Raw genomic sequence first — 25,089 nt, 5'->3', positions numbered from 1 at the left:
AATGGCTTTTGAGATTATTATGCCTAAGCTCGGTGTTGATATGCAGGAAGGTGAAATCATTGAGTGGAAAAAACAAGAGGGAGACGTGGTTAATGAGGGAGATATCCTTCTTGAAATCATGTCAGATAAGACAAACATGGAACTTGAAGCAGAAGACTCAGGTGTTCTTTTGAAGATTACCCGTCAAGCTGGTGAAACAGTACCAGTTACTGAGGTGATTGGTTATATCGGAGCTGAAGGAGAAGTTGTGGCTGATAATTCTACAAGCGCACCAGCTGCAGAAGCAACTGCTCAATTGGAAGCGGCTGGGCTTGAAGTCCCTAAAGCTCCATCTCAACCATCTCCAGCGACAGCAGAAAAAGCAGCCCTTGCTGATAACGAATATGATATCGTTGTTGTTGGTGGTGGTCCAGCTGGTTACTATGCAGCCATCCGTGGAGCACAACTTGGCGGTAAGGTTGCCATCGTTGAAAAATCAGAATTTGGTGGAACATGTTTGAATAAGGGATGTATCCCAACTAAGACCTACCTTAAAAACGCAGAAATCCTTGATGGACTTAAAATTGCAGCAGGTCGTGGTATCAACCTAGCATCAACAAACTACACCATCGATATGGATAAGACGGTTGACTTTAAAAACTCTGTTGTTAAGACCCTTACTGGTGGTGTGCAAGGTCTTTTGAAAGCTAATAAGGTAACTATTTTCAATGGTCTTGGTCAAGTTAACCCTGATAAGACTGTCACTATTGGCTCAGAAACAATCAAGGGACGTAACATCATCCTTGCAACTGGATCAAAAGTATCACGTATTGATATCCCTGGAATCGATTCACAACTTGTGATGACATCAGATGATATTCTTGATTTGCGTGAATTGCCTAAATCACTTGCTGTTATGGGTGGTGGTGTCGTTGGTATCGAGCTTGGTCTTGTTTATGCTTCATACGGCGTTGACGTAACAGTTGTAGAGATGGCTGATCGTATCATACCTGCTATGGATAAAGAAGTGTCACTTGAGCTTCAAAAAATCCTTTCTAAGAAGGGTATGAAGATTATGACATCTGTTGGTGTTTCTGAAATTGTTGAAGGCAATAACCAATTAACACTTAAACTCAATAATGGCGAAGAGATTGTGGCTGAACGTGCCCTTCTATCAATCGGGCGTGTGCCACAATTGAACGGTCTTGAAAATCTTAACCTTGAGCTCGACCGTGGCCGTATCAAAGTAAATGAATACCAAGAAACTTCTATCCCTGGTATTTACGCCCCTGGTGATGTAAACGGAACTAAGATGCTTGCTCACGCTGCTTACCGTATGGGTGAAGTAGCAGCCGAAAATGCTATGCATGGTAATGTCCGTAAGGCACACCTTGATTATACACCAGCGGCAGTTTACACCCACCCAGAGGTAGCAATGTGTGGTCTAACTGAAGAAGATGCACGCGCTAAATATGGTGATGTTCTCATTGGTAAATCAAGCTTTGCTGGGAATGGACGTGCTATCGCCTCAAATGAAGCTCATGGCTTTGTTAAAGTCGTTGCGGATGCGAAATACCATGAAATCCTTGGAGTTCACATTATTGGTCCGGCTGCTGCTGAGTTGATTAACGAAGCAGCAACTATTATGGAAAATGAACTGACTGTAGATGAACTCTTGCAATCTATCCATGGTCACCCAACTTTCTCTGAAAATATGTATGAGGCTTTTGCTGATGTACTTGGAGAAGCTGTTCATAACCTACCAAAACGTAAATAAGATAAATTAAATTCTCGGACAGGTGTTTGAGGATTTTTTCTTTTGTCACACATTTTCATATTCAGCTAAATCTCGTAAAATTCTTTTCATTTTTAGTATTAAATACGAATAGGTAGTTAAAGGGTTTTCAAATAAGATAAATCGCAATTTTACTAGCGTTTAGAATTTTATAATGTTTCTGTCTTATTTAGAAAATTTTCAATAATGACTTTTCCATGAGAGTTTTTCTATGGTAGAATGGTTAAAGCATTATAAAAATGCAAAAGGAAAGTTAAATGCGAACGAAAGATTTTATCTACTATGATAGTGCGGCTGTTCTCTTGGCTGTCACAACACAGGTTGCTCAAGCAGACGAAGTGGCGACACAAACGCCTTCCGTTACTGAAGGAAATCATTGTCAACCTGCGGCTACAAGTAAAGTGGCAAAAGCTAGTTCTCCAGCGGTATCTACGGTCTCCTGCTTCACAGAGTTCCGAGGCTGCAACGGCATCAACTTTAGTAATATCTTCAGTTGTTAGTTCAGAAAGTGCAACAGTTTCTACAAGTGCGACAAATTCTGAAACATCAAACAGCACTGTAGCAACACCTGCTAAATTAACGAATTCTACAGATGTTCCTTCGCCAACACTTAAGGTGCAACCAAAGACTTTTATCGATGTCAGCAGCCATAATGGTGAAATCAGTGTAGATGACTATCGTGCTCTTGCACAAGGTGTGGGTGGTGTCGTTGTCAAGTTGACTGAGGACACTTGGTACAACAACCCTAAAGCACCCTCACAAGTTCGCAATGCTCAAATTGCTGGTCTTCAAGTATCAACCTATCATTTTTCTCGATACACAACTGAGGAAGAAGCACGTGCAGAAGCTCGTTTCTACATCCAAGCTGCACAAAAACTGAACCTTCCAAAGAGTACTGTTATGGTTAATGATTTCGAAGACTCTAAGATGCTTTATAATATCAACCGTAACACCCAAGCTTGGGTTAACGAAATGCGTAAGCATGGATATAACAACCTGATGTTCTAACAAGTGCCAGCTGGTTGAATGAGAACAATCTAGGCTACCGCGGCCCTGTCTCAACCTCTCAATTTGGGATTGAGAATTTCTGGGTTGCACAGTACCCATCATCAACTCTTACAGCAACAAGTGCCAAAAACATGTGCTTTAATGCCAAAACTGGTGCATGGCAGTTTTCAGCTACGGCTAATCTCTTGCCAGGTAAACATGTCTTTGACCATAGCGTGGACTATAGACTATACAGAACGGTTTCACCGCAAATGCCAGTGCTGAGGTTGATGCCACTCAAGGCAATTTGAGTGGAACCATTTCTATTGTCAATAACAATCCAACTCTTGGTAGCTTTGATGTTGTCATCTCTAATGTCAAAGCACCAAATGGCGTTGAAACAGTCTCTGTTCCAATTTGGTCAGAAATTAATGGTCAAGATGACATTATCTGGTATAAGGCAACTCGTCAAGCCGACGGTTCTTACCGAGTGACTATCAAAGCAACAGATCATAAGAATTCTCTAGGAAATTACCGTGCTGATGCCTACATCGTAGATGACTCTAATAAGCGTTTCTACATTACTGAAAAAGTGGTAGAAGTTACTCAAACTCGCCCTAGTGCAAGTCTCGTTATTGAGAATAATGCTGATTTAGGCACTTTTGACGCTGTTATCCGCAATATCGTAGCACCAAATGGGGTTATGGAAGTCTTAGTTCCTTCATGGAGTCTCGTTAATAGACAAGATGATCTCGTTTGGCATAAGGCTAGTCATCAATCTGACGGTTGCTACCGTGTTACTATTAAGACTAGCGAGCATAAGAATTCTCTAGGAAATTACCGTGCTGACGTTTACATCGTAGATAATGCCAACCAACGTCATTATGTCACTGAAACTATTGTAGATGTAAAACATAATAAACCAGTAAGTGCCATTTCAGTAGTTAATAACAATAAAGATACTGGTACTTTTGATGTCATTATCAGTGATGTCTATAGTTCTAAAGGTGTTCGTACTGTTCAAGTACCTATTTGGTCTGAAAAAGATGGCCAAGATGACATTCGTTGGTATGAAGCCACACGACAAGCTAATGGCACTTATACGGTAAATGTTCAAGCTACTAGTCATAAAAACTCAATAGGCTTGTACAATATTCATTTGTACTACATTTTAAATGATGGGTCACGAGTTGGTGTAGGAGGGACAACGACAACAGTTGAATTCCGTAATGCTAAGACAAAAACGCAAACCTATATCACTAATGTTAATTCAGAAGCAGGTAGTTTTTACAGTAGTAGTTGATCAAGCGCCACAAGGTCGTCAGATTCAGAATATCCGTGTAGCTGTATGGTCAGAAAGCAACTAAGGCAACCTTTCTTGGTACAATACAGCACCTACTGGCTCACACACTGAAATCAATGTTTCGACTGTTAATCATACGAATCTTATCGGCAGCTATACGACTCACGTTTATGTAGATACTGATCCGACAGTCTACACCAACCCTTACTTTGTCAAGGATGTGCGTTTGACTGGGGCTCAGCAGCTTAGTCCAAGCCAAATAGAACTTAGTTTCACCAACTTAGACGAGGTCTCATCTGAAGACATTCTCAAAGACCTCAAGGTTACGTATAAGGATGGTAACAGTGTGATTCTTAAACAGCTTGAGTTGGATACTAAGTTCAAAAAAGCTACATTAACTGGTGATTTTGTTGCGAAAAATCTGCCTTACAAGGTCACTTTTGGCAATGATAGTTTTAAAACATCTGATAGTTGGCGATTGAAGGTTGCCCTCTACAGTTACGATGGCGAATTGGGTGCTCGTCTAGAAGAGAATGGTACTAAGGCACATGTGACCCTTTGGTCACCAAGTGCTGATCAAGTAGATATCATTGTCTATGATAAGAATAATCAAGATAAGGTGCTTGCTGAACATACTCTAAGCAAAGGACTTCGAGGTACTTGGCAAGATGACTTGCTTGCGACTGATTTTGGTTTGGAAAACTTAACCGGTTATTTCTATCAATACCGCATCAAACGTGGTGATCAGTCTGTAATCGTTTTGGATCCGTATGCGAAGTCTTTGGCCGCTTGGAATAGTGACAATGTCAGCCAGGGACCTGAACACAAGATTGCCAAGGCTGCCTTTGTAGATCTTGCTAATTATGGACCAAAAGATCTTGACTACGCTAAGATTCCAAACTTTAAATCTCGAGAAGATGCCATCATTTATGAGGATCATGTCCGTGATTTTACCTCTGATAAGGCTATTTCAGCTGAATTGAAACACCAGTTTGGGACTTTTGCAGCCTTTGCCGGAGCGTTTGGATTATCTTAAAGACCTTGGCGTAACCCATATTCAGCTTTTGCCAGTATTAAGCTACTATTTTGTCAATGAAATGCAAAATGGGAAGCGTTTGGATGCCCATGCATCAAGTAACAGTAACTATAACTGGGGTTATGACCCACAAAACTATTTCTCTTTGACGGGTATGTATTCTGAAAAGCCAAGTGATCCAGCTAAACGTATCGAAGAATTCAAGAATTTAGTTTCTGCTATTCATGCCCACGGTATGGATGTTATCTTGGATGTAGTCTACAATCACACAGCCAAGACAGCTATTTTTGAAGACCTTGAGCCAAATTACTATCACTTTATGGATGCTGATGGCACACCACGTTCGAGTTTTGGAGGTGGTCCGTCTAGGCACGACTCACTATATGAGTCGTCGTGTCTTGGTGGATTCGATTGCTTATCTTACTAAGGAATACAAGGTTGATGGTTTCCATTTTGATATGATGGGTGACCATGATGCTGAAAGTATCGAGAAGGCTTACCTTGCTGCAAGCGCTCTAAATCCAAACCTCATTATGCTTGGTGAGGGCTGGGTGACTTATGCTGGCGATGAAAATAGTCCTGTTCAGCCTGCCGATCAGTCTTGGATGAAGAATACAGATACCGTAGCTGTATTTTCAGATGATATTCGAAATATCCTCAAATCAGGTTATCCAAATGAGGGGACACCTGCCTTCATCACAGGTGGAAAACGTGATATTAATAAGGTTTTTGACAATATCAAGGCGTAACCAACTAACTTTGAGGCTGATTCCCCAGGTGACGTTATCCAGTATATTGCTGCTCACGATAATTTGACCCTTTTTGATATCATCGCCCAATCAATCAAGAAGGATCCAAGCAAGCCTGAGAATAATGCTGTAATTCATCGTCGGTTGCGTCTAGAAAACCTCATGGTCTTGACTGCTCAAGGAACATCCTTTATTCATTCTGGTCAGGAATATGCTCGTACGAAACAGTTCCGCGATCCTGCCTATCGTTATCCGGTTTCTGAGGACAAGGTGCCGAATAAGGCTCATCTTTTAGTTGATGAAAAAGGAAATCCGTTTGATTATCCGTACTTTATCCATGATTCTTATGATTTTAGTGACGCCATTAACCATTTTGACTGTACTAAGGCGACTGATACTAAGTCATTCCCAGAAAATACGAAAACACGTGCCTTTGCCAAAGGTTTAATCGCCCTACGTAAGACTACAGATGCTTTCAACTTTAAATCAAAAGCAGATGTGGATGCACGTGTGACGCTATTGACAGTTCCAGGTACGAACAATGTCACTCAAGAAGATTTGGTATTGAGATACTAAACTGTTGCTTTCAATGGTGACCATTACCTTGTCTATGTCAATGCTGATAGCAAGTCTCGTCAGTTTGATTTGAGCAAGATTACAAATGGTCTATCCTATATAGTTTTGGCGGATGGAAATCAGGTCAATCTATCTGGAATTAGTGACTTATCAGATGTTGCAATCAACAATCACATCTTGACCTTGGATCCATTAACAGCGAAATTTATTCGTTTGACTAATGCTCAGATGCCAACTGAGGCAGTAGATCAGCCTTCAGAAAAGATCAATTCATTTGGTGGAAAAGATACTGAGGCAACTAAAACAACTGCCAAGGCTTCAGGTAAAGAGGACCTTGTTGGAGATGCTGAACTTGTTAATCGTGACAATGGTTAGGCTAAAACTGAAGCTAGTCATCAAACTGATAAGCAACTGCCATCTACTGGTGAAAAGACAAATCGTGGACTCTTTTTGGCAGGTCTTCTAAGCATTCTTAGCCTAGGCTTCCTTAGAAAACGTCGTACGAAATAATAAGTAGCAACAGGTTATTTCCTGTTGTTTTTCTTTTATTTAGAATCATTTTTATCTGCTCTTTAGAATAGTTCTTAAATAGCCTAAAACCGTTGACAGCGCTGGTTTCTGCTGTTATTTTAGATTATGTTCTCTTACATACGAGAGATCATAATTGACTTACCATCGTTCGTTCATTATTAATGATAAAACGACGATTCACATATATAACGACAAATGTCGAACACTATCTTGAAAATAGGAGACATTCATGAAAAAACTTAGCAAACTTGGTGTTATTCTTTTAGCATCAGGACTTTTATTGACGGCTTGTGCCAAATCTGGCAATTCAAGTCATTCAAGCTCAACTAGCTCAAAACTCACAGCTAGTGAGCAAAAGCTATTGAAGCAGGCCACAAGTGATTACAAAACTTTCGTGGAAGGCGAAATCGATCAGCTTTTGAAAGATACCGAAGGATTCAGTGAGACCCTCAAGTCAGGAAATCTTGAAGAAGCCAGGAAGCAATACCCATTGATCCGTATGGCTTACGAACGTTCAGAGCCAATTGCAGAAAGCTTTGGTGAGTCTGACGTGAAAATCGACTACCGTTTGGTTGATTACATGGACGAAAATAAATCAGAAGACGGCTGGTTAGGGTTCCACCGTATTGAACGCATCATGTGGCAAGACAACACGACAGAGGGTACAACTGCCTATGCCTATGCAGATCAATTGGTTAACGATATTAAAGAACTCAAGGCTAAAATCGCAACTGTTAAAGTCACTCCAGATATCATGTTGACAGGAGCAGTAGACCTTCTTAACGAAGTGGCCACTCAAAAGATTACAGGTGAAGAAGAAGTCTTCTCACACACTGACCTCTACGACTTCCGTGCCAATATTGAAGGGGCAGAAAAAATCTTTGAACTCTTCAAGCCATTGATCCAGAAGAAAGATGCTAAGCTTGTTAAGACTTTGGAAACAGAATTCAAGAATGTCAATGGTCTTTTGGACAAACACATGATTGATGAGAAAAACTATAAGTCTTATACAGATTTGAGTGAGGCAGATACTAAGGAATTGGCCGAAGCTGTAACTAAACTTGGTGAACCATTATCACAAATGGGTGTTATCCTAGATGGGAAATAAGAAAAATGACTGATAAAAAATTTTTAGACCAAAAAATGGACCGTCGTGAATTTCTTAAAAAATCAGGTATTGGAGGGGCTGGGCTTGCACTTGGTCTTTCTGGTGCATCTGCTTTTTTTGCTAATCAGGATCGTTCAAGTAAAAAAGCCCTAGATGGGGATGAAGATATTAGCTTTTTTGGTAAGCACCAGGCTGGGATTACGACTCCCATGCAGAAGGCTTGCTACTTGGTGGTGCTAGATCTTCATACAACCGATAAAAAAGAAGTCATCCAGCTTTTTAAAGACTGGACCGATTATAGTAGTAAATTGGTCGAAGGAGAGTTAGTCAAAAAAGACGGTTCTAATGCCCTCTTGCCTCCTACGGATACAGGCGAAACCGTGGGACTCAATCCCTATCGCCTTAGCCTGACTTTTGGAGTTTCGGCTGATTTTCTTAAAAAGCTTGGCCTAGAATCCAAGCGTCCTAAGCTCTTCCGTGATTTACCTCCATTTCCAAAGGAGCAGTTGCAGGACAAGTATACGGGTGGAGATATCGTCATTCAAGCCTGTGCAGATGATGAACAAGTAGCCTTCCATGCTGTCCGCAATCTGATTCGCAAAGGTCGTAATAAAATCACTATGAAGTGGAGCAAGTCAGGTTTTGCAGCTATTGGTGACCGTAAGGAAACGCCTCGCAATCTCTTTGGTTTCAAGGATGGAACTGCTAATGTAACGAAGGAAAAGGAATTCGACAAGGTTGTCTGGGCTGATAGTAAGGATTGGATGAAGGGTGGTTCTTATATGGCTCTTCGCCTGGTCCAGATGCACTTGGAAACTTGGGATCGTACCAATTTGCAGGAACAGGAAAATACCTTTGGTCGTTACAAGGAATCAGGCGCTCCTTTTGGTAAGAAAGATGAGTTTGATGAAGTAGATTTATCTAAACTTCCCGTAGATTCCCATGTGCGTTTGGCCAAAGAAGTAAATCTTCCTATCTTACGTCGTTCCTATTCCTATTCAGATGGCATTGATGAAAGAACGGGTCAGTTTGATGCAGGTTTGATATTCATTGCCTACCAGAAGGACCCAGACCGTTTTGTCAAAATACAGACCAATCTTGGAGCTGTAGACAAGATGAATGAGTATATCACCCATATCGGAAGCGGGCTCTTTGCTTGTTTTGCTGGCGTGGAGAAAGGAGGCTACCTTGGTCAAGCACTCTTTGAATAAACTCCTCGTTTTGCTTGGGCTTCTAGCTTTATTCTGGACCTATCCAGTAGCTGCTGAATCCTATAGTGATCTCTATATCAAAATCACAGATGCAACAACAGCTGTTCAAAACAAGGATCAAGCAAAAGCTAAGGAATTGGTTGCTGAGATTAAGACTGATTTCGAAACAAAGGAAAATCACGATTCCAAGGCTGGTAAAAAAGTTAGCAAGGCTCTTGATATTAATGGTGACGTGACAGAAGAGGACCTAACCTCTATCTCGTCAGCCCTCCTTAAATTTGAGAAAGAGCAAAATCCTGTTGACTTGGATGCCGAAAAGGAAAAACTTGAGACCCACTTCAATCCTTATTTCAAGAACTTACAGGATGCCATTACTGCTAAAGACTTAGCTGAGACCCGCAAAACTTACGGCGAATTGAATAATGCTTGGACGCGAAATGAAGCTGTTGTCCGTGACCATAGTACTGCCTACTACGGCAAGATTGAGACGGCTATTTCACTTTTGCGAAGCAGTATTGAGACGGAGCCTACTGATTTCACCAGCATCCAGTCGTCATATGATGATCTTAAGGGTGGGATTGATGACTTTATCAAGGGTGTTCCTCTTGATAGTACAAGCTCAAGTTTAACCCTAAAAGATGGTATTAAACTCTTGGAAAAGGCTCTAAGTCAATTCCAAGCAGGTGATGAAAAAACGGCTGCGGCATCTATGAAGAAGTTCATCACTATCTGGCCAACCATTGAAGATGACGTGAGCACGACTAACCCTAGCCTCTATGCGAGCGTGGAGAGCGAAACGCCTGTTATCATGGTAAAGGGAAAAGAAAAAGCTTATCGAGACAAAATGCAAGCCTTGATTACAGACCTATCTGCTATCGATACCAGCGCTTCTTATAATGCCTTTGATGCCATGTTGATTCTCTTGCGTGAAGGGGTTGAAGCCCTCCTCATCGTCATGGCCCTTGTGACAACTCTTAAGGCAGCTAAGATGCGTAAAGGACTCAAATGGGTTTATGGCGGAGCTATTGCTGGTGTTCTTGCCAGCGCAGTAATCGCTGTTGTCTTACAAGTTGTCTTTCCAGCTGTGACCTCAGGGGCTAACCGTGAAATTATTGAAGGTGGCGTTGGTATCTTTGCAGTTGCGATGATGATTCTTATCGGTATCTGGCTCCACAGCAAGTCTTCAGTCAAACAGTGGAATGACTTTATGGACCATCAGATGAAAACAGTGACAGCCACTGGAAGTTTTGTATCCATGTTTGCCCTCAGTTTCTTGGCTGTCTTCCGTGAAGGTGCCGAGACTATTCTTTTCTATGTTGGTATTATCCCACGTATCACGACAGCTAATTTTTTGATTGGTATTGGTTCAGCCATTGCAGTTCTTGTTATCATTGCTGTAGCTATGACTAAAGCTAGTCACTATATTAAACCGCACCGCATCTTCTTTATTTTGACTTGGTTGATTTATGCTCTAGCCTTCAAGATGCTCGGTGTCAGTATTCATGCCCTTCAGTTGACTAATATGATGTCTAATCATTTGATTAGTGGTTTCCCAACCATTGATTGTGCTGGTATCTATCCAAGCTGGGAAGTCTTGATACCACAACTTATCTTTATTGTTATAATTGCCTTTGTGACGGTGAAGCAGCATGGCAAGAAGTAGAGATGAGATGACCATTGTTGAACATCTAGTGGAGTTTCGGAGACGATTCATTGCAGTAGTGTTATGCTTTTTCCTAGTTTTTTGTATTACCTTGTTGTTTGCTGGGGAGATCTATGCTTATCTGACCAGAGGATTTGAAAAGTCCTTATTGGTTCTAGGACCTAACGATGTTCTCTGGATTTATATTAACTTAGCCAGTCTCATGGCTTTTACGGTCACCTTGCCTTTTACCACCTACCAGATTTGGCAGTTTGTGAAACCAGGTTTGAGGGACAATGAAGCGCGTGCTATCTTTGCCTATATTCCAGCAACTTTTGTCTGTTTTGTTTTGGGTTTGGCCTTTGGCTATTATTTTGTGAGTCCAGCTATCTTGGAAGTGCTTTTGAAACTAGGTGAAGGACTCTTTAATACACAAATTACAGCACAAAACTACCTTACTTTCTTACTGCATACGACAGTGCCTTTGGCTGTTCTCTTTGAATTTCCTGTAGTTGTTAGTTTCCTAACCTCTATTGGTATATTGACACCAGTATTTTTGACACGCTATAGACGCTATGCTTACTTTGTTCTCTTGGTTTTGGCGGTGATTCTGACACCAGCTGACTTTATTAGCGACTTGGCCATGACTGCTCCTTTAATCTTGCTTTATGAAGTTAGCTTAACTCTTAGTAAGCTTATTTATAAACGTAAACAAAGAAAATATAAAGATAAATAGAAAGGAAATCTCATGGGAATTCTACGTGATATCGGAGCTCCAGGACTTATCATCATTGTCCTAGGAGCCCTCCTCATCTTTGGTCCTAAACGCTTGCCAGAACTCGGTCAATCTATCGGTAAAATGCTAGCCGAGTTTAAAGCAGCCGTAAATAAGACTGATCATGATAAAAAAGACGAAGAAGACAAAACTAAAGACTAGGGTCTCTACTTAGTGAACATCTTCAAGTTTCTTGACAATTCTAATCTTTTATGACATAATACACTTGTATTGAATAGTAAGTCTACATTATAGGCAAGAAAAGACCTCGGGCTAACTTCCAGATAAGCTCGGGTTTTTTTAGCAGTATCTATCCCTGTTTAGCCATTTGTCTACCAGACGAAGGATAATACTGACCACAATGGGGCCTATGATAGTTTTGAATAGTAAATCCATCATAGGCAATCTCACCTCCCTTCGTAGGCGGTTCCGAGGTGCCAAGGGATATTATATCCTAGTTTGATAGAGATATCTTTAATAACTGTAAGGAGGTAAACGTTAGAATGTATTGCGATCATAACAAAAAATCAGGGCTCTTTGTCAACTGTAGTGGGTGACGAAAAGCTAACATCTAGAGAGGACCGGATAGGTCCTTTTTTTATGTATGTTCAGTGTGATGAAGACACGCTTCTTAAAGTTGATAAAGTTTCTAAAACCGAAGCCCAAGCGTTTGATGTCTTTGATCAACTTATTAGTAGCTTCCAGTTTTGCGTTTAAATAGTCTGTTTCTAGTGCATTTTGGATGTATTGCTTGTGTCTAAGAAAAGTCCTAAAGACCGTTTGAAAATAGTGATTGACCTTGCTTCTATTTTCCTCTATCAGGTCAAAGAACTCATCTACTCTCTTCTCCTGAAAGTGAAAAAGCAAAAGCTGATAAAGTGTATAGTAGTCAGTAAGCTCTTTTGAAAAGACTAGTGTCTTCGCAACGACTTCATGTGGTGCTAAAGTTTGACGGAAAGTCTTTGAATAAAAAGAGTTGAGAGATAGTTTACGGCTGTCCTTTTGGAAGAGTCGCCAGTGATTTTTCAAGGCTCGATAGGGTAGTGACTTTTTATCGAACTGGTTCATAATTGCAATTCTTGTCTTTAAAAAGGCACGTCCAAGGTGCTGGATGATGTGGAAACGATCAAGAACGATTTTTGCGTTTGGAAAGAGCTTGCGATCCAGTGGAATATAAGCTCCAGACATATCCATCGTGATAAACTGTACCTGTTGTCGGACTTTCAATGGATATTTCAAAAAGTAGTTTCGTATAGTAGTTTGGTGGCGATTATCAAGGATGGTTATGGGTTCGTTTATCTCATAATTCTGCGCCACAAAAGCCAATTCCCCTTTCTTGAACCCAAACTCATCCCAGGACATAACAGCAGGGAGTTTGTCATAATGTTCCTTGAAAGTAAACTGATCAAGCTTACGATAGACAGTGGACGTCGACACGCGAAGTCTTCTTGCAATATCAGTTAGTGACACCTTCTCAGTTAGGAGTTGTGTAACTTTTTGTCGGACTAGATTGGAGATTTAGCAGTTTTTCTCAACGATAGATGTCTCAGCTACCGTGACTCTCCTACAATTTTTACACTGGAAATGACGTTTTTTCAGACGTAGTAGAGTTGGCGTTCCCGCTTGCTCGAGAAGAGGGATTTTAGAGTTTTTTTGAAAGTCATATTTGATCATCTTTCCTTGGCAGTGAGGACATGATGGTGCAGGGTAATCAAGTTTTGCTTGAATCTCGATATGAGTGTCAGTTTCAAAAACAAGTGAAATCTTGATATTTTGGTCTTTGATTCCGATTAATTCTGTGTTATTCTTAATAAGTCTCATAAGTTCTTCCTAATGATGGTTTGGTTGCTTTTCATTATAGTTCTTATGGGACTTTTTGTGTACACTCAAAAAGCTCTATAATCCCTACAGTAGTTTTACCCACTACAGAAATTATAGAGCCATAGTAATCAGAGTTAGTAGGTCCACCACCAGTAAGGAAGTAGATTACGTTGAAGTTATTGATATTACCGATGAATTGTTGAATCAAAGAAGGAGTCATAATCAAGAGAATTTGTGGGAAAGTGATATTCTTGAAAATTTGGAATTTACTTGCTCCATCAATTTCAGCTGCTTCAATTTGCTCAGTTGGAAAGTTCATGATGATACCAGTTGCGACCAACATTGTAAATGGAATACCAATCCACATATTAACAAAGATAATAGAGAACTTAGCCCACAATGGGTCAGTCAAGAATGGAAGAGGTCCATTAGTGATATGAAAGGTTTGAAGTACACCATTCAAAGGGCCATCGTCGTTAAGGAAGTTACGCATCAAAAGTAGTGATACAAATTGAGGAACGGCGATAGTAATAACGAATAGAGTAAGCCATACTTTCTTGAATTTAAGCCCCTTAGTATTAATCAAGAGGGCAAGGACAATACCAAAGAAGAAAGTAGTTGCTGTTGCGGCAACTGCCCAAATCAAGGTCCAAGTCAAAAGTAGGAAGAAAGTACCAGCCATACGACCTTCTAAAACTTGACCAAAAGTTGCGAAGCCAACCCAGTCGAAGAGTGATTTAGGGGCTGGGTGATTGTGGTCAAAGTTAGTAAAGGCCAAACAGACCATATAGATCAAAGGCAAGATTGTGAAGAACAAAACCAGATGTAACGCCATTGAGAACACCTTTAGCATATAGATCAAAGGCAAGATTGTGAAGAACAAAACCCCAATCAAAGGGACAGTCATAAGCCCCATGTGAAAACGACCGTCAGCCAAGGTCTTGAAGTCCTCGATAAAGTTCGGCACCTTGCGACCCGATTGTTTAAGAGCCATGAGATGTCGAGCACTCTTAAGGTTACACCAGTAAATATAAACGAAGACAGCACAGAAGATTAATGACGCAAGTCCAAAAATCAACAAGAACATAGAGTTGTCTCCAGCAACCTGAACAGTAAGTTTAACACCATTAACTTCCTTAACAGCCTCACCCTGTTCTTTAGTTCCTAAGCTAATCATCCCTTGAAGTGCAGGAATAATTTGGATAACAAATGCCGCTAAAAAGGCAATCTCAGAAAGGAGGAAGAGCAATCCCTTGGTAAACTGTTTGTTGACCAAGTTTGCCATTCCCATTACCAGAAAGGATAATTTAACATCCCATGTACCTTCTTTGAAGACCTGACGCATAGGAGTTGTGTCGTAGATTGTTTGTGATATAGATATCTCCTCAGATAAATGTGTGATTAGTGATGGTTTCTATTTTGTCTACAAATAAAATAGAAAGAGGTTAGAAACTTTAACTGCCTCTTTACCTTTTAATGTTAGGATTCTTATTTAGCTGCTGCCAAAGCTTTATCAAATTGTTGTAATCTAGTAAGGAATTGGTTTTCCTTGATTTTACCGTTATAAGCGTCACTCATAAGAGGAGCACTTTCAGTCCAGAAGACTGACATTTGACGAAGTTTAGGCATAACAGTTGTGTATTTCTCAGATGAACCCATAGTAATTACAGCTTGTGCAAGTGCATCATTTTGAACTGCTTCAGAAGCTTGAACTTCTTTATTAGCAGGGATGATGTGACGGTCATGATTAGTGAATTGGTTAGATTGACTGTCTTTGCTTGTCAAAGCTTGTGCCAATTGGTAAGAAGCAACGATACGTTCAACGTTACCATTAGATGGTGTTTGGTTTACTGCGTAAAGTTTTACACCCAAGAAGGCTTTTTGTTGAACATCTTGGCTACCGATGTTAACTGTTGGATACACAGCGATACCAAGATTGTCTTTACCAACAACTTTAGCAGCAGCTGCGTAGTCCCATGGTCCTGATTGGAATGCATCAACTGAACCATCTCCGAATTTAGCCATCATGTTAGATGAATCGACATTTACGAATCCTTTGCTGTCTTTTTGAGCTGCGATGAATTTAAGAACGTTGACACCAGCCTCGTTACCCCAGTTAGTCTCTTTTGGATCTTCACCCTTTGGACCAAAGAGTGTGTTGCCAACTGAAAGGAAGAGAGGAGCAGTTACATAAGGATCAACTTCTTTAGTGATTGTTTCATATGATTTAACATCTTCTTCATTAAGCTTAGACTTGTTGTAGTAAGTAACTTGTGTTTCGATACCATATGGGAAGGCGTAAGTTTTACCTTTGTATTGAGCACCTAAAGCAGCTTGCTCAGTATCTTGCTCAGCAATTTCTTTTGAGTATTTCTCTGAAATTTCTTGGATAGCTCCAGCATCTACCAACTTACCGAGTTGGTCATGTGGAAGTGAGAAGACATCTGCAGCAGTAGAAGCATCTTTAGTCAGGTTTTCTTGAGCGTTTGAATCTGCCATTTCAACCATGTCAACTTTGTAGCCAGATTTCTTTTCAAATTATGCTACTGTATCTGAATAAGATTTCTTGGCACCAGTTGGAATCCAAAGTTTCAAAGTCTTACTATTCGAACTTGAGTTCTTGCTTGAGCTTGAGCCACACGCTACTAAAAGCGAACCAGCCACAAGAAGTCCAGCACTACCAAGTAATACCTTTTGCCATTTTTTCATCTCTATTCCCTCCAGAAATTTATTTTATGGCATACATTATGAAACCGTTATCATAATATATCAAGTATTTTGTTTATAATTATTTTTTTATAATTATTCTTGTATTTTACGACTATAAAGAAATATTTATGAGAATGAGAGGGAAATGATGGCTACAATTAAAGATGTTGCCAGGAGGGCTGGTGTCAGCCCATCAACAGTAAGCAGGACCTTAAAGGATAATCCGTCTATATCAAAAGAAACTAAAGCTAAAGTAAGAGCGGCTATGGATGAATTAGGTTATGTACCAAACTCAGCAGCACAAATATTGGCAACAGGCTTAACACATAGTTTAGGTGTTGTTCTTCCTCCTTTAACAGACCGTGAAAATATTAGCCAACCCTTCTATATGGAGATTATAACAGCCATTAATGAAGAAGCTAGTTCTAACTCTCAAGTTGTTAGTATTGCTACGGGTCCACACTTGAAGAATTAGTTAAACAGGTCGAGCTCATGTATCGTCAAAAACGAGCTGATGGCTTTATTATTCTCTATTCAGAAACAAACGATCCGGTTAAAGACTACCTATTGAAAGAAAAAGTTCCTTCTGTAGTTGTTGGAGCAGTAGTTGATAACAATGATAAAGTAACCTATATCGATAATGATAATAAAGAACTTGGACAAGAAGCTGTTAATTTTTTAAGGGCTAAAGGTCACCAAAAAATTAGTTTTGTAACAGATGATCTTTTTGGTCAAGTAGGTCAAGAACATTATCAAGGATATATTGAAGCGACTAACGAATTTAATTTAGAAACTTATCCAGAACTTGTTTTTTCATCTAGAGTCATTGATTCATTGAAAGAGAGCTTGCAATCTTATCAACTGACTGCTGACTGCCTTAATAGTTAAAGATAACTTGATTGCCCTACGGTTCATACACTGGTTAAATAATCAGGGAATCAGAATTCCAGAAGATTACGCCATTATCTCTTTCAATAATTCAATTTTTGCTGAAATCATGCACCCTTTCCTAACTACCTATGACATTAATATTAAAGAATTGGGTAAGGAAAGCGTCCAAAGGCTATTGGATCTTCTTAAAAATCCTCAAACTAAGGCACAGAAAATAACAGTTCCATTTAGACTCATTGAAAGAGAAAGTGTCTCAATGGGATAAAAAAGGTTTAAATATTTACTTTTGGTTGGTAACTTTGGTTGGTAACTTAAGTTACCAACCATTTTTTATTACCTAGACAATCGTTTTTCAGAAAATCGACAATCGTTTTTCAGAAAATCCAGAGCACTAAATTCTTGACACGTGCAACCGTTTGCATTATAATCGCTAGTATAAAAAATAATTTGAGGTAAACTTTATGAACATACGAGCAAGCGGTGTTTTAATGCACATCACATCACTTCCAGGTGACTACGGAATCGGATCTTTCGGTCAAGCAGCCTACGACTTTGTTGATTTCTTGAAAGAAACAAAGCAAACATACTGGCAAATTTTGCCATTGACTACTACAAGTTATGGAGATTCACCTTACCAATCATTCTCAGCAATAGCGGGAAATACTCACTTTATCGATTTGGATTTCCTTATTCGTGACGGATTCCTGACTGAAGCAGATGTTGAAGGTTCTGATTTTGGTTCAGATCCAGAGTTTATCGACTACGCTAAAGTTTACGAAGCACGACGCCCACTTCTTGAAAAAGCAGTCAAAGCAATCTTGGCAGATGAAAACGAAGCTAAGAAGTTTGAAACTTTCAAAGCTGAAAATGCTAACTGGTTGGCAGATTATGCTGACTTCATGGCTATCAAAGAATACTTTGGTAACAAAGCCCTTCAAGATTGGGATGATAAAAAAGCGATTAAACGTGATGAAGCAACTCTTGAAAAGCTTCGCAAAGAACTTACTGGTGTTATCACATACCATCAAGTTGTGCAATACCTCTTCTTTAGCCAATGGGCAGAGTTGAAAGCCTATGCTAATAAGAACGGTATTCAAATTATTGGTGATATGCCAATCTACGTTTCAGCTGATAGTGTGGAAGTCTGGACTCAACCACACCTCTTCAAATTAGATGCTGAATGTAAGCCACGTTACATTGCCGGAGTTCCACCAGATAACTTCTCACCAACAGGACAACTTTGGGGGAATCCAATTTATGATTGGAATAAACACAAAGCAGAAAACTATGCTTGGTGGGTCTTCCGTATTCAAAAATCATTCAAACTTTTTGATTGCTTGCGTATCGACCACTTCAAAGGTTTCTCTGATTTCTGGGAAATTCCTGCTGGAGATGAAACTGCTGAAAATGGTAAATGGGTTCCAGGACCTGGTTATGACCTCTTCAAAGTGGTTAAAGAAGAGTTGGGTGATCTTAAGATTATTGCCGAAGACCTTGGTAATATTGATGATAAGACACGTAAACTTCTTGCAGACTGTGGTTACCCAGGAATGAAGATTCTTCACTTTGGTTTCTATGATACCACTGGTAACAGCATTTATGTTCCACACGCATACACACAACACTCAGTGGCTTACACTGGTACACATGATAATGAAGTTACTAATGGTTGGTATAATAACTTGACACAAGAGCAACGTGATTACACTGATGCTTATATCAACCGTCGTCAAGGTGAACCAATCACACGTGCCCTTCTTCGCACACTCTTCGCAACAGTAAGTAACACAGCTATTGTGACTATGCAAGATATTCTTGATAAAAATGAAAATAGCCGTAAAAACATCCCTAACACAGTTGGAGGAAACTGGAGATGGCGTATGCTTCCAGGTGAAATCACCGTTGATAAAAAAGAATTTTTGACTGATATTACAGAAAGATATAATCGAGGAAATCGAGGAAATAAATAAAATGTCTACATTTACAAATTACGTTGAAGCGAAAAATAAAAACCTTAAAGAACTTTCAAACGAAGAAATCTACTACCTTTTGTTAGAATTTGTAAAAGAAGCAGCTGCTTCAAAACCTAAAAATGATAGTAAACGTAAAGTTTACTACATCTCAGCTGAGTTCTTGATTGGTAAACTTTTGTCTAATAACTTGATTAACTTGGGTATCTATAAAGATGTGAAAGCTGAATTAGCTGCTGCCGGAAAATCAATCAGTGAAATCGAAGATATTGAACCAGAACCATCTCTTGGTAACGGTGGTTTGGGACGCTTGGCTGCATGTTTCATAGATTCTATGTCAACACTTGGCATTAACGGTGAAGGTGTCGGTCTTAAATACCACTGTGGTCTTTTCAAACAAGTCTTCAAAGATAACAAACAATATGCTGAACCAGATTACTGGATTGAAGATCAATCATGGTTGGTTCCAACTGACATCTCTTACGATGTCCCATTCAAAAACTTCACTTTGAAATCTCGTTTGGACCGTTTGGATGTCTTGGGTTACAAGAAAGAAACTAAGAACTACCTTAACCTCTTCGATATCAATGGTTTGGACTATGGTTTAATTGAAAAAGGAATCACTTTTGATCAAGATGAAATTCAAAAGAACTTGACACTCTTCCTTTACCCAGATGATTCAACTCGTAAAGGTGAGCTCTTGCGTATCTACCAACAATACTTCATGGTGTCAAACGCTGCTCAACTTTTGATTGACGAAGCTATCGAACGTGGTTCTAACCTTCACGATCTTCCAGATTACGCTTTCGTACAAATCAACGATACTCACCCATCAATGGTTATCCCTGAATTGATTCGTCTTTTGACAGAAAAACATGGATTTGAATTTGATGAAGCAGTAGCAATCGTGAGCAAAATGGTAGGTTACACAAACCACACTATCTTGGCTGAAGCTCTTGAAAAATGGCCTCTTGACTATCTTGAAGAAGTTGTTCCACACCTTGTTGTTATCATCAAGAAATTGGATGCCATCGTTCGTGGCAAATTCGATGATCCACGTGTTCAAATTATTGACGAACACAACCGTGTTCACATGGCCCGCATGGATATCCACTTCTCTACAAGCGTAAACGGTGTTGCAAAGCTTCACACAGAAATCCTTAAGACATCAGAGTTGAAACCTTTCTACGACCTTTACCCAGAACGTTTCAACAACAAAACAAACGGTATTTCATTCCGTCGTTGGTTGGAATTCGCTAACCAAGAACTTGCTGATTACATAAAAGAGTTAATTGGTGATGATTACCTTACTGATGCCACTCAATTGGAGAAATTAGCTGCCTTTGCAGATGATCCTGCAGTACACAAACGTTTGTCTCAAATCAAATATGATAACAAATTAGCTCTTAAACGTTATCTTAAATCCAATAAAGGTATTGATCTTGACGAAAATTCAATCATCGATACACAAATCAAACGTTTCCACGAATACAAACGTCAACAAATGAACGCTTTGTATGTCATCCACAAATACTTGGAAATCAAAAAAGGAAACCTTCCAAAACGTAAAATCACAATCATCTTTGGTGGTAAAGCAGCTCCTGCCTATGTTATTGCTCAAGACATCATTCACTTGATCTTATCACTTTCTGAACTCATTAATAATGATCCAAAAGTAAGCAAATACCTCAACGTCCACTTGGTTGAGAACTACAACGTAACAGTTGCTGAACACCTTATCCCAGCGACAGATATTTCAGAACAAATCTCATTGGCTTCTAAAGAAGCTTCAGGTACAGGTAACATGAAATTAATGCTTAATGGTGCCCTTACACTTGGTACAATGGATGGTGCCAACGTTGAGATTGCTAAATTGGTAGGACCAGAAAACATCTTCATATTCGGTAAAGACTCTGATACAATCATTGACCTTTATAAAAAAGAAGGTTACGTATCACGTGATTACTACGAAAATGATGCTAACATCAAAGCAGCTGTTGATTTTATCGTAAGCGAGGACCTTGTAAAAGTTGGGGATAAAGAACGTTTGGAACGTCTTTACAAAGAACTTATCTCTAAAGACTGGTTCATGACATTGATTGACTTGGCCGAATACATCGAGAAGAAAGAAGAAGTATACGCAGCTTACGAAGATCAAGATGCATGGAACAAGAAAGTTGTTTACAACATTGCTAAAGCAGGATTCTTCTCATCTGACCGTACAATCGAACAATATGACAAAGATATCTGGCACACAAAATATTAGCCTAGTTGCATAGAAGGAAAACAAGATCAGAAATGGTCTTGTTTTTTTGCATGAAAAAACACAGCCAATAGGATAATTAACCGTGTTTACATAAATAAGATTATGTTATTTCGCATGATAATTTAGTATATCATTAATATATGCTTCTTTATTTGATGAATCGTAAGTATTAGACTTAGAGTATTTTAGATAATGGATTTCGTCTTTTGTTGTTCTAGATTCTTCTTCTAGGTAAGAATCCGTAATAGTAATCTTAAAATTCTCGCTCTTACCTGTTAAATCAAGACTAAGTGGAAAATATGTAAATTCATCTGAGTAAAAGACCATCTTATAAAAATTATAGCCATCTCCTCTAAAATCATTTAAGCGAGGAAATGTTGTTATATTGTATCTTTCATCCCAAAGATTACCATATTCTCTAATATCGTAGTCATCGAAGAAGTCCTGAATTCTTTCTTTAGTTCTTTCTTTACTAGCATCATCCTTATCAAAGGTAACAAAGGGAAGCCTCCCAATCCCATATTGAAATGTCTCCTTCATTTCCATAGATAATATAACTTTTCATTTTTTCTGACTTAGGATTTTTCAACTGAAAGTTGTATTCACTTACACCATCTTTTACAGCTCCAGTTTGATATAGGGTATCGCCAGGGACTATCAAAAAGAGAAAATCTCTCCAGGGACTATCAAAAAGAGAAAATCTCTTAGGTACAATTCGAAGTCGGTATCTATTGTTTTATCATGTAATCCAGGGAAACGCTGAATCATTTGTTTGTAATTCTCTGCATTAGAAAACCATTCTTTATCAAAGCCTAGACCGACTTCAAAAACTTTATAATCGAAATTGTTTTCATAACGTTCAGAATAGTTTTCAGTGGAAGTCACCTGTCCAAATGGTAAAGTCATATTGGTATTATCTGTAAAAGTGATATGCAAAAAAAAGCCTTCTCGGATCAATTCCTTTGTCAGTATAATGGCTGTCCTTATATGTAGAGAGATTATCAGGGAAATCGTCTTTTCCAAAGTGTAGAACTTCAATCTCTATATCTTTGACAATTTTCTTTTGAGGTTTTATCTTCTTGACCTTGTAATGATAAGCCTTGTAATAGTAATTGCTCTTATCATAGAGATAAGGTCTAAAAGCTCTATTGTAACCGTTAAAAAGAAGAAGACCTATACAAGCCATAAGAAGAAGCGCTAGTATGATTTTCAGTCTTTTACAATACCTACAAAACCTACAAAATTACTTTATCATCCCTAACTCCCATGTTTTTACTATTATATCATGAAAATAATTGCTCTCAAGCCATCTTCGTGTACTTTGTCACCGTTTTCCATTATAATATAGGTACCACATTACAAGAGGAGACATCATGAAATATATCGTAAACACATCAAATGATCCTGCCTATAATATTGCTTTGGAAGCCTATGCCTTTCGTGAATTGGTAGATGAAGATGAATTGTTCATTCTCTGGATTAACCGTCCAGCTATCATTGTTGGTAAACACCAAAATACCATTCAAGAGATTAACAAAGAATATACTGATGCTCATGATATTAAGGTCGTTCGTCGTTTATCTGGTGGTGGTGCTGTTTATCACGATTTGAACAACCTCAACTATACTATCATCTCAAATAAGGCAGATGAAGGCGCATTTGACTTTAAGACATTCTCTCAACCGGTAATCGCAACACTTGCTGATTTGGGCGTTAAGGCTGAATTTACTGGCCGTAACGATCTTGAGATCGATGGTAAAAAATTTTGCGGAAATGCCCAAGCCTACTATAAAGGTCGTATGATGCACCATGGTTGCTTACTCTTTGACGTTGATATGTCCGTTCTTGGTCAAGCCCTTAAAGTCAGCAAAGACAAAGTTGAATCTAAAGGCGTTAAGTCTGTACGTGCTCGTGTGACTAACATTGTAGACGAATTGCCAGAAAAATGCACTGTAAATGAATTCTCAGATAAGATCTTGGAAAAAATGAAAGAATTCTACCCAGAAATGACCGAATATGTCCTTTCTGAAGACGATTTGGCTAAGATTCAAGAGTCTTATGAGAAACAATTCAATACATGGGACTGGACATATGGCCAATCTCCAGAATACACGGTAGAACGTGATGTCCGTTACCCAGCTGGTAAGATTTCTACCTATGCAAATGTTGAAAATTCAATTATTAAATCTGTTAAGATTTACGGAGATTTCTTTGGTATTGGCGATGTATCTGATATTGAAGAACTTTTGGTCGGTGTACCTTACGAGTACGAATATGTCCTGGCAAAACTCAAAACCATTGACACAACGCTTTATTTCTCACGCATGACAACTGAGGAGGTTGCAAAAGCTATCGTAGCTTAATCATTGTTTAAAACAATCTGGTAAACTCCAGGTTGTTTTTGTATGCGTAAATTATTGTAGTTGATTAGTAAGTTTTTAATAGCATAGGGCAGCAAACCTAAAAAGCCCATAAGAGAAGAACACCTCGTAACATCTTTCTGAAAAACTGTAATTTTCTTGAAAGAAATATAAGGGTGTGATATACTTCTATTAAGTAATTTAAGTAATTATGGAGAATAAGATTAATGAAACGTGAACTCTTACTAGAAAAAATTGAAGAATACAAATCTCTTATGCCTTGGTTTGTTTTGGAGTATTATCAATCTAAACTAGCGGTACCGTATTCTTTCACGACCTTATATGAATATCTCAAGGAATATAAACGCTTTTTTAACTGGTTAATTGACTCAGGTATTTCAGATACTGATGATATTGCCTCAATTCATATCAAAACCTTGGAGAATCTAACTAAAAAAGATATGGAATCGTTTGTCCTCTATCTACGTGAACGTCCATCTTTAAATACCTATTCAAAGAAACAGGGTGTCTCTCAAACAACTATTAATCGTACGCTTTCAGCTCTATCTAGTCTCTATAAGTATTTAACTGAGGAGGTCGAGGGACCTGATGGTGAACCATATTTCTATCGTAACGTCATGAAAAAAATTTCGACTAAGAAAAAGAAAGAGACCTTGGCTGCACGTGCTGAGAATATCAAACAAAAACTTTTTCTAGGCGATGAAACCATGAAGTTCCTTGATTATGTAGAAAATGAATACGAAGTCAAGCTCTCAAATCGTGCGAAATCTTCGTTTTATAAGAATAAAGAGCGAGATTTAGCCATCATTGCCCTGCTGCTGTCTTCAGGCGTTCGACTCTCTGAGGCTGTAAATCTGGACCTTAAAGATATCAATTTAAAAATGATGGTTATTGACGTTACTCGAAAAGGTGGTCAACGGGACTCAGTTAATGTGGCGAGTTTTGCAAGACCCTATCTTGAAAACTATCTTAGCATACGTAATAAACGCTATAAGGCTGAAAAGCAAGATGTTGCTCTATTTTTAACAGAATATCGAGGCGTTCCCAACCGTATTGATGCTTCAAGTATCGAAAAAATGGTTGCTAAGTATTCTCAGGATTTCAAGATTCGTGTCACTCCCCACAAACTACGTCATACTTTGGCAACACGTCTTTATGATGCTACTAAGTCTCAAGTTTTAGTTAGTCATCAACTTGGTCATGCTTCCACTCAGGTCACTGATCTTTACACCCATATTGTAAATGATGAGCAAAAAAATGCTCTAGATAATTTATAATTAACCAATCAAAACCATTCCGATTTAGGTTGATTATTTTTATTATACATAAATTTAATTATGTGATGATAATTTTATTTAC

At 38.9% G+C, this 25,089-nt stretch carries 16 protein-coding genes and 5 pseudogenes; 15 read left to right on the top strand and 6 right to left on the bottom strand.

Going from position 1 to position 25,089, the window contains the following annotated elements:
• Position 1 precedes the first annotated feature (1 nt).
• From lpdA to E3C75_RS07840, 10 genes and pseudogenes are all read left to right on the top strand, one after another.
• Positions 2-1,756, top strand: coding sequence for a dihydrolipoyl dehydrogenase (lpdA, locus tag E3C75_RS07900; RefSeq protein WP_084830641.1), 1,755 nt, complete (start codon positions 2-4; stop codon positions 1,754-1,756).
• Positions 1,757-2,031: 275 nt separating this feature from the next.
• On the top strand, positions 2,032-2,274 hold the full coding sequence (locus E3C75_RS12295; protein WP_014621592.1) for a hypothetical protein: 243 nt from the start codon (positions 2,032-2,034) through the stop codon (positions 2,272-2,274).
• Positions 2,275-2,389: 115 nt separating this feature from the next.
• On the top strand, positions 2,390-2,782 hold the full coding sequence (locus tag E3C75_RS12290) for a GH25 family lysozyme (protein WP_023909659.1): 393 nt from the start codon (positions 2,390-2,392) through the stop codon (positions 2,780-2,782).
• A 14-nt stretch (positions 2,783-2,796) separates the two neighbouring features.
• The gene (locus E3C75_RS12285; protein ID WP_014621590.1) at positions 2,797-3,072 is read left to right on the top strand and encodes a glycoside hydrolase family 25 domain-containing protein; all 276 of its coding nucleotides are present in this window, start codon (positions 2,797-2,799) and stop codon (positions 3,070-3,072) included.
• Positions 3,073-3,095: 23 nt separating this feature from the next.
• Positions 3,096-6,935: pseudogene (locus E3C75_RS11720) on the top strand (pullulanase); the annotation flags it as partial.
• A gap of 250 nt (positions 6,936-7,185) precedes the next feature.
• Complete coding sequence (gene efeO, locus E3C75_RS07860; protein WP_011681144.1) at positions 7,186-8,064, top strand: iron uptake system protein EfeO; 879 nt, start codon at positions 7,186-7,188, stop codon at positions 8,062-8,064.
• A 5-nt stretch (positions 8,065-8,069) separates the two neighbouring features.
• Positions 8,070-9,275, top strand: a complete 1,206-nt coding sequence (gene efeB, locus E3C75_RS07855; RefSeq protein WP_014608310.1) for an iron uptake transporter deferrochelatase/peroxidase subunit — start codon at positions 8,070-8,072, stop codon at positions 9,273-9,275.
• Positions 9,253-10,938, top strand: a complete 1,686-nt coding sequence (locus tag E3C75_RS07850; protein ID WP_111679599.1) for an FTR1 family iron permease — start codon at positions 9,253-9,255, stop codon at positions 10,936-10,938. Before efeB ends, E3C75_RS07850 begins: the two co-directional genes overlap by 23 nt.
• Positions 10,925-11,653 (top strand): twin-arginine translocase subunit TatC, encoded by a 729-nt coding sequence (tatC, locus tag E3C75_RS07845; protein ID WP_024009901.1) that lies wholly within the window; start codon positions 10,925-10,927, stop codon positions 11,651-11,653. The genes E3C75_RS07850 and tatC overlap by 14 nt, the downstream gene beginning before the upstream one ends.
• Before the next feature lie 12 nt (positions 11,654-11,665).
• Positions 11,666-11,854 (top strand): twin-arginine translocase TatA/TatE family subunit, encoded by a 189-nt coding sequence (locus E3C75_RS07840; protein WP_002947363.1) that lies wholly within the window; start codon positions 11,666-11,668, stop codon positions 11,852-11,854.
• A 138-nt stretch (positions 11,855-11,992) separates the two neighbouring features.
• On the opposite strand, the gene E3C75_RS07835 is transcribed toward E3C75_RS07840, so the two are convergent.
• From E3C75_RS07835 to E3C75_RS07820, 4 genes and pseudogenes are all read right to left on the bottom strand, one after another.
• Positions 11,993-12,088 (bottom strand): type I toxin-antitoxin system Fst family toxin, encoded by a 96-nt coding sequence (locus tag E3C75_RS07835; protein WP_223899709.1) that lies wholly within the window; start codon positions 12,086-12,088, stop codon positions 11,993-11,995.
• A 175-nt stretch (positions 12,089-12,263) separates the two neighbouring features.
• Positions 12,264-13,513: pseudogene (locus E3C75_RS07830) on the bottom strand (ISL3 family transposase).
• 120 nt (positions 13,514-13,633) lie between these two features.
• A pseudogene (locus tag E3C75_RS07825) lies at positions 13,634-14,858 on the bottom strand (carbohydrate ABC transporter permease); the annotation flags it as partial.
• A 143-nt stretch (positions 14,859-15,001) separates the two neighbouring features.
• Positions 15,002-16,222 (bottom strand): annotated as a pseudogene (locus E3C75_RS07820) (extracellular solute-binding protein).
• Between the two features lie 148 nt (positions 16,223-16,370).
• Here E3C75_RS07820 and E3C75_RS11715 point away from each other — a divergent pair.
• The 3 genes and pseudogenes from E3C75_RS11715 (at position 16,371) to glgP (ending at position 21,349) form a co-directional block, all read left to right on the top strand.
• Positions 16,371-17,378: pseudogene (locus E3C75_RS11715) on the top strand (LacI family DNA-binding transcriptional regulator).
• Between the two features lie 196 nt (positions 17,379-17,574).
• On the top strand, positions 17,575-19,083 hold the full coding sequence (gene malQ, locus E3C75_RS07805; protein ID WP_084828817.1) for a 4-alpha-glucanotransferase: 1,509 nt from the start codon (positions 17,575-17,577) through the stop codon (positions 19,081-19,083).
• A 1-nt stretch (position 19,084) separates the two neighbouring features.
• On the top strand, positions 19,085-21,349 hold the full coding sequence (glgP, locus tag E3C75_RS07800; protein ID WP_014608303.1) for a glycogen/starch/alpha-glucan family phosphorylase: 2,265 nt from the start codon (positions 19,085-19,087) through the stop codon (positions 21,347-21,349).
• Between the two features lie 105 nt (positions 21,350-21,454).
• Here the strand turns inward: glgP and E3C75_RS07795 are convergent, their stop codons facing one another.
• Positions 21,455-21,895, bottom strand: a complete 441-nt coding sequence (locus tag E3C75_RS07795) for a hypothetical protein (RefSeq protein WP_223899653.1) — start codon at positions 21,893-21,895, stop codon at positions 21,455-21,457.
• Between the two features lie 111 nt (positions 21,896-22,006).
• Positions 22,007-22,285, bottom strand: coding sequence for a hypothetical protein (locus E3C75_RS11710; protein ID WP_227972278.1), 279 nt, complete (start codon positions 22,283-22,285; stop codon positions 22,007-22,009).
• 437 nt (positions 22,286-22,722) lie between these two features.
• On the opposite strand from E3C75_RS11710, the gene lplA reads away from it, so the two are divergent.
• Entirely contained in the window at positions 22,723-23,712 is a 990-nt protein-coding gene (gene lplA, locus E3C75_RS07785; protein ID WP_111679598.1) for a lipoate--protein ligase, read from the top strand.
• A 224-nt stretch (positions 23,713-23,936) separates the two neighbouring features.
• Complete coding sequence (gene xerS, locus E3C75_RS07780) at positions 23,937-25,007, top strand: tyrosine recombinase XerS (protein ID WP_100262476.1); 1,071 nt, start codon at positions 23,937-23,939, stop codon at positions 25,005-25,007.
• Positions 25,008-25,089: the final 82 nt, after the last annotated feature.

The organism is Streptococcus thermophilus (assembly GCF_010120595.1).
Lineage (GTDB): Bacteria > Bacillota > Bacilli > Lactobacillales > Streptococcaceae > Streptococcus > Streptococcus thermophilus.
Note: the sequence above shows the minus strand (reverse complement) of the source record. Positions and strands in the feature narration are given on the sequence as shown.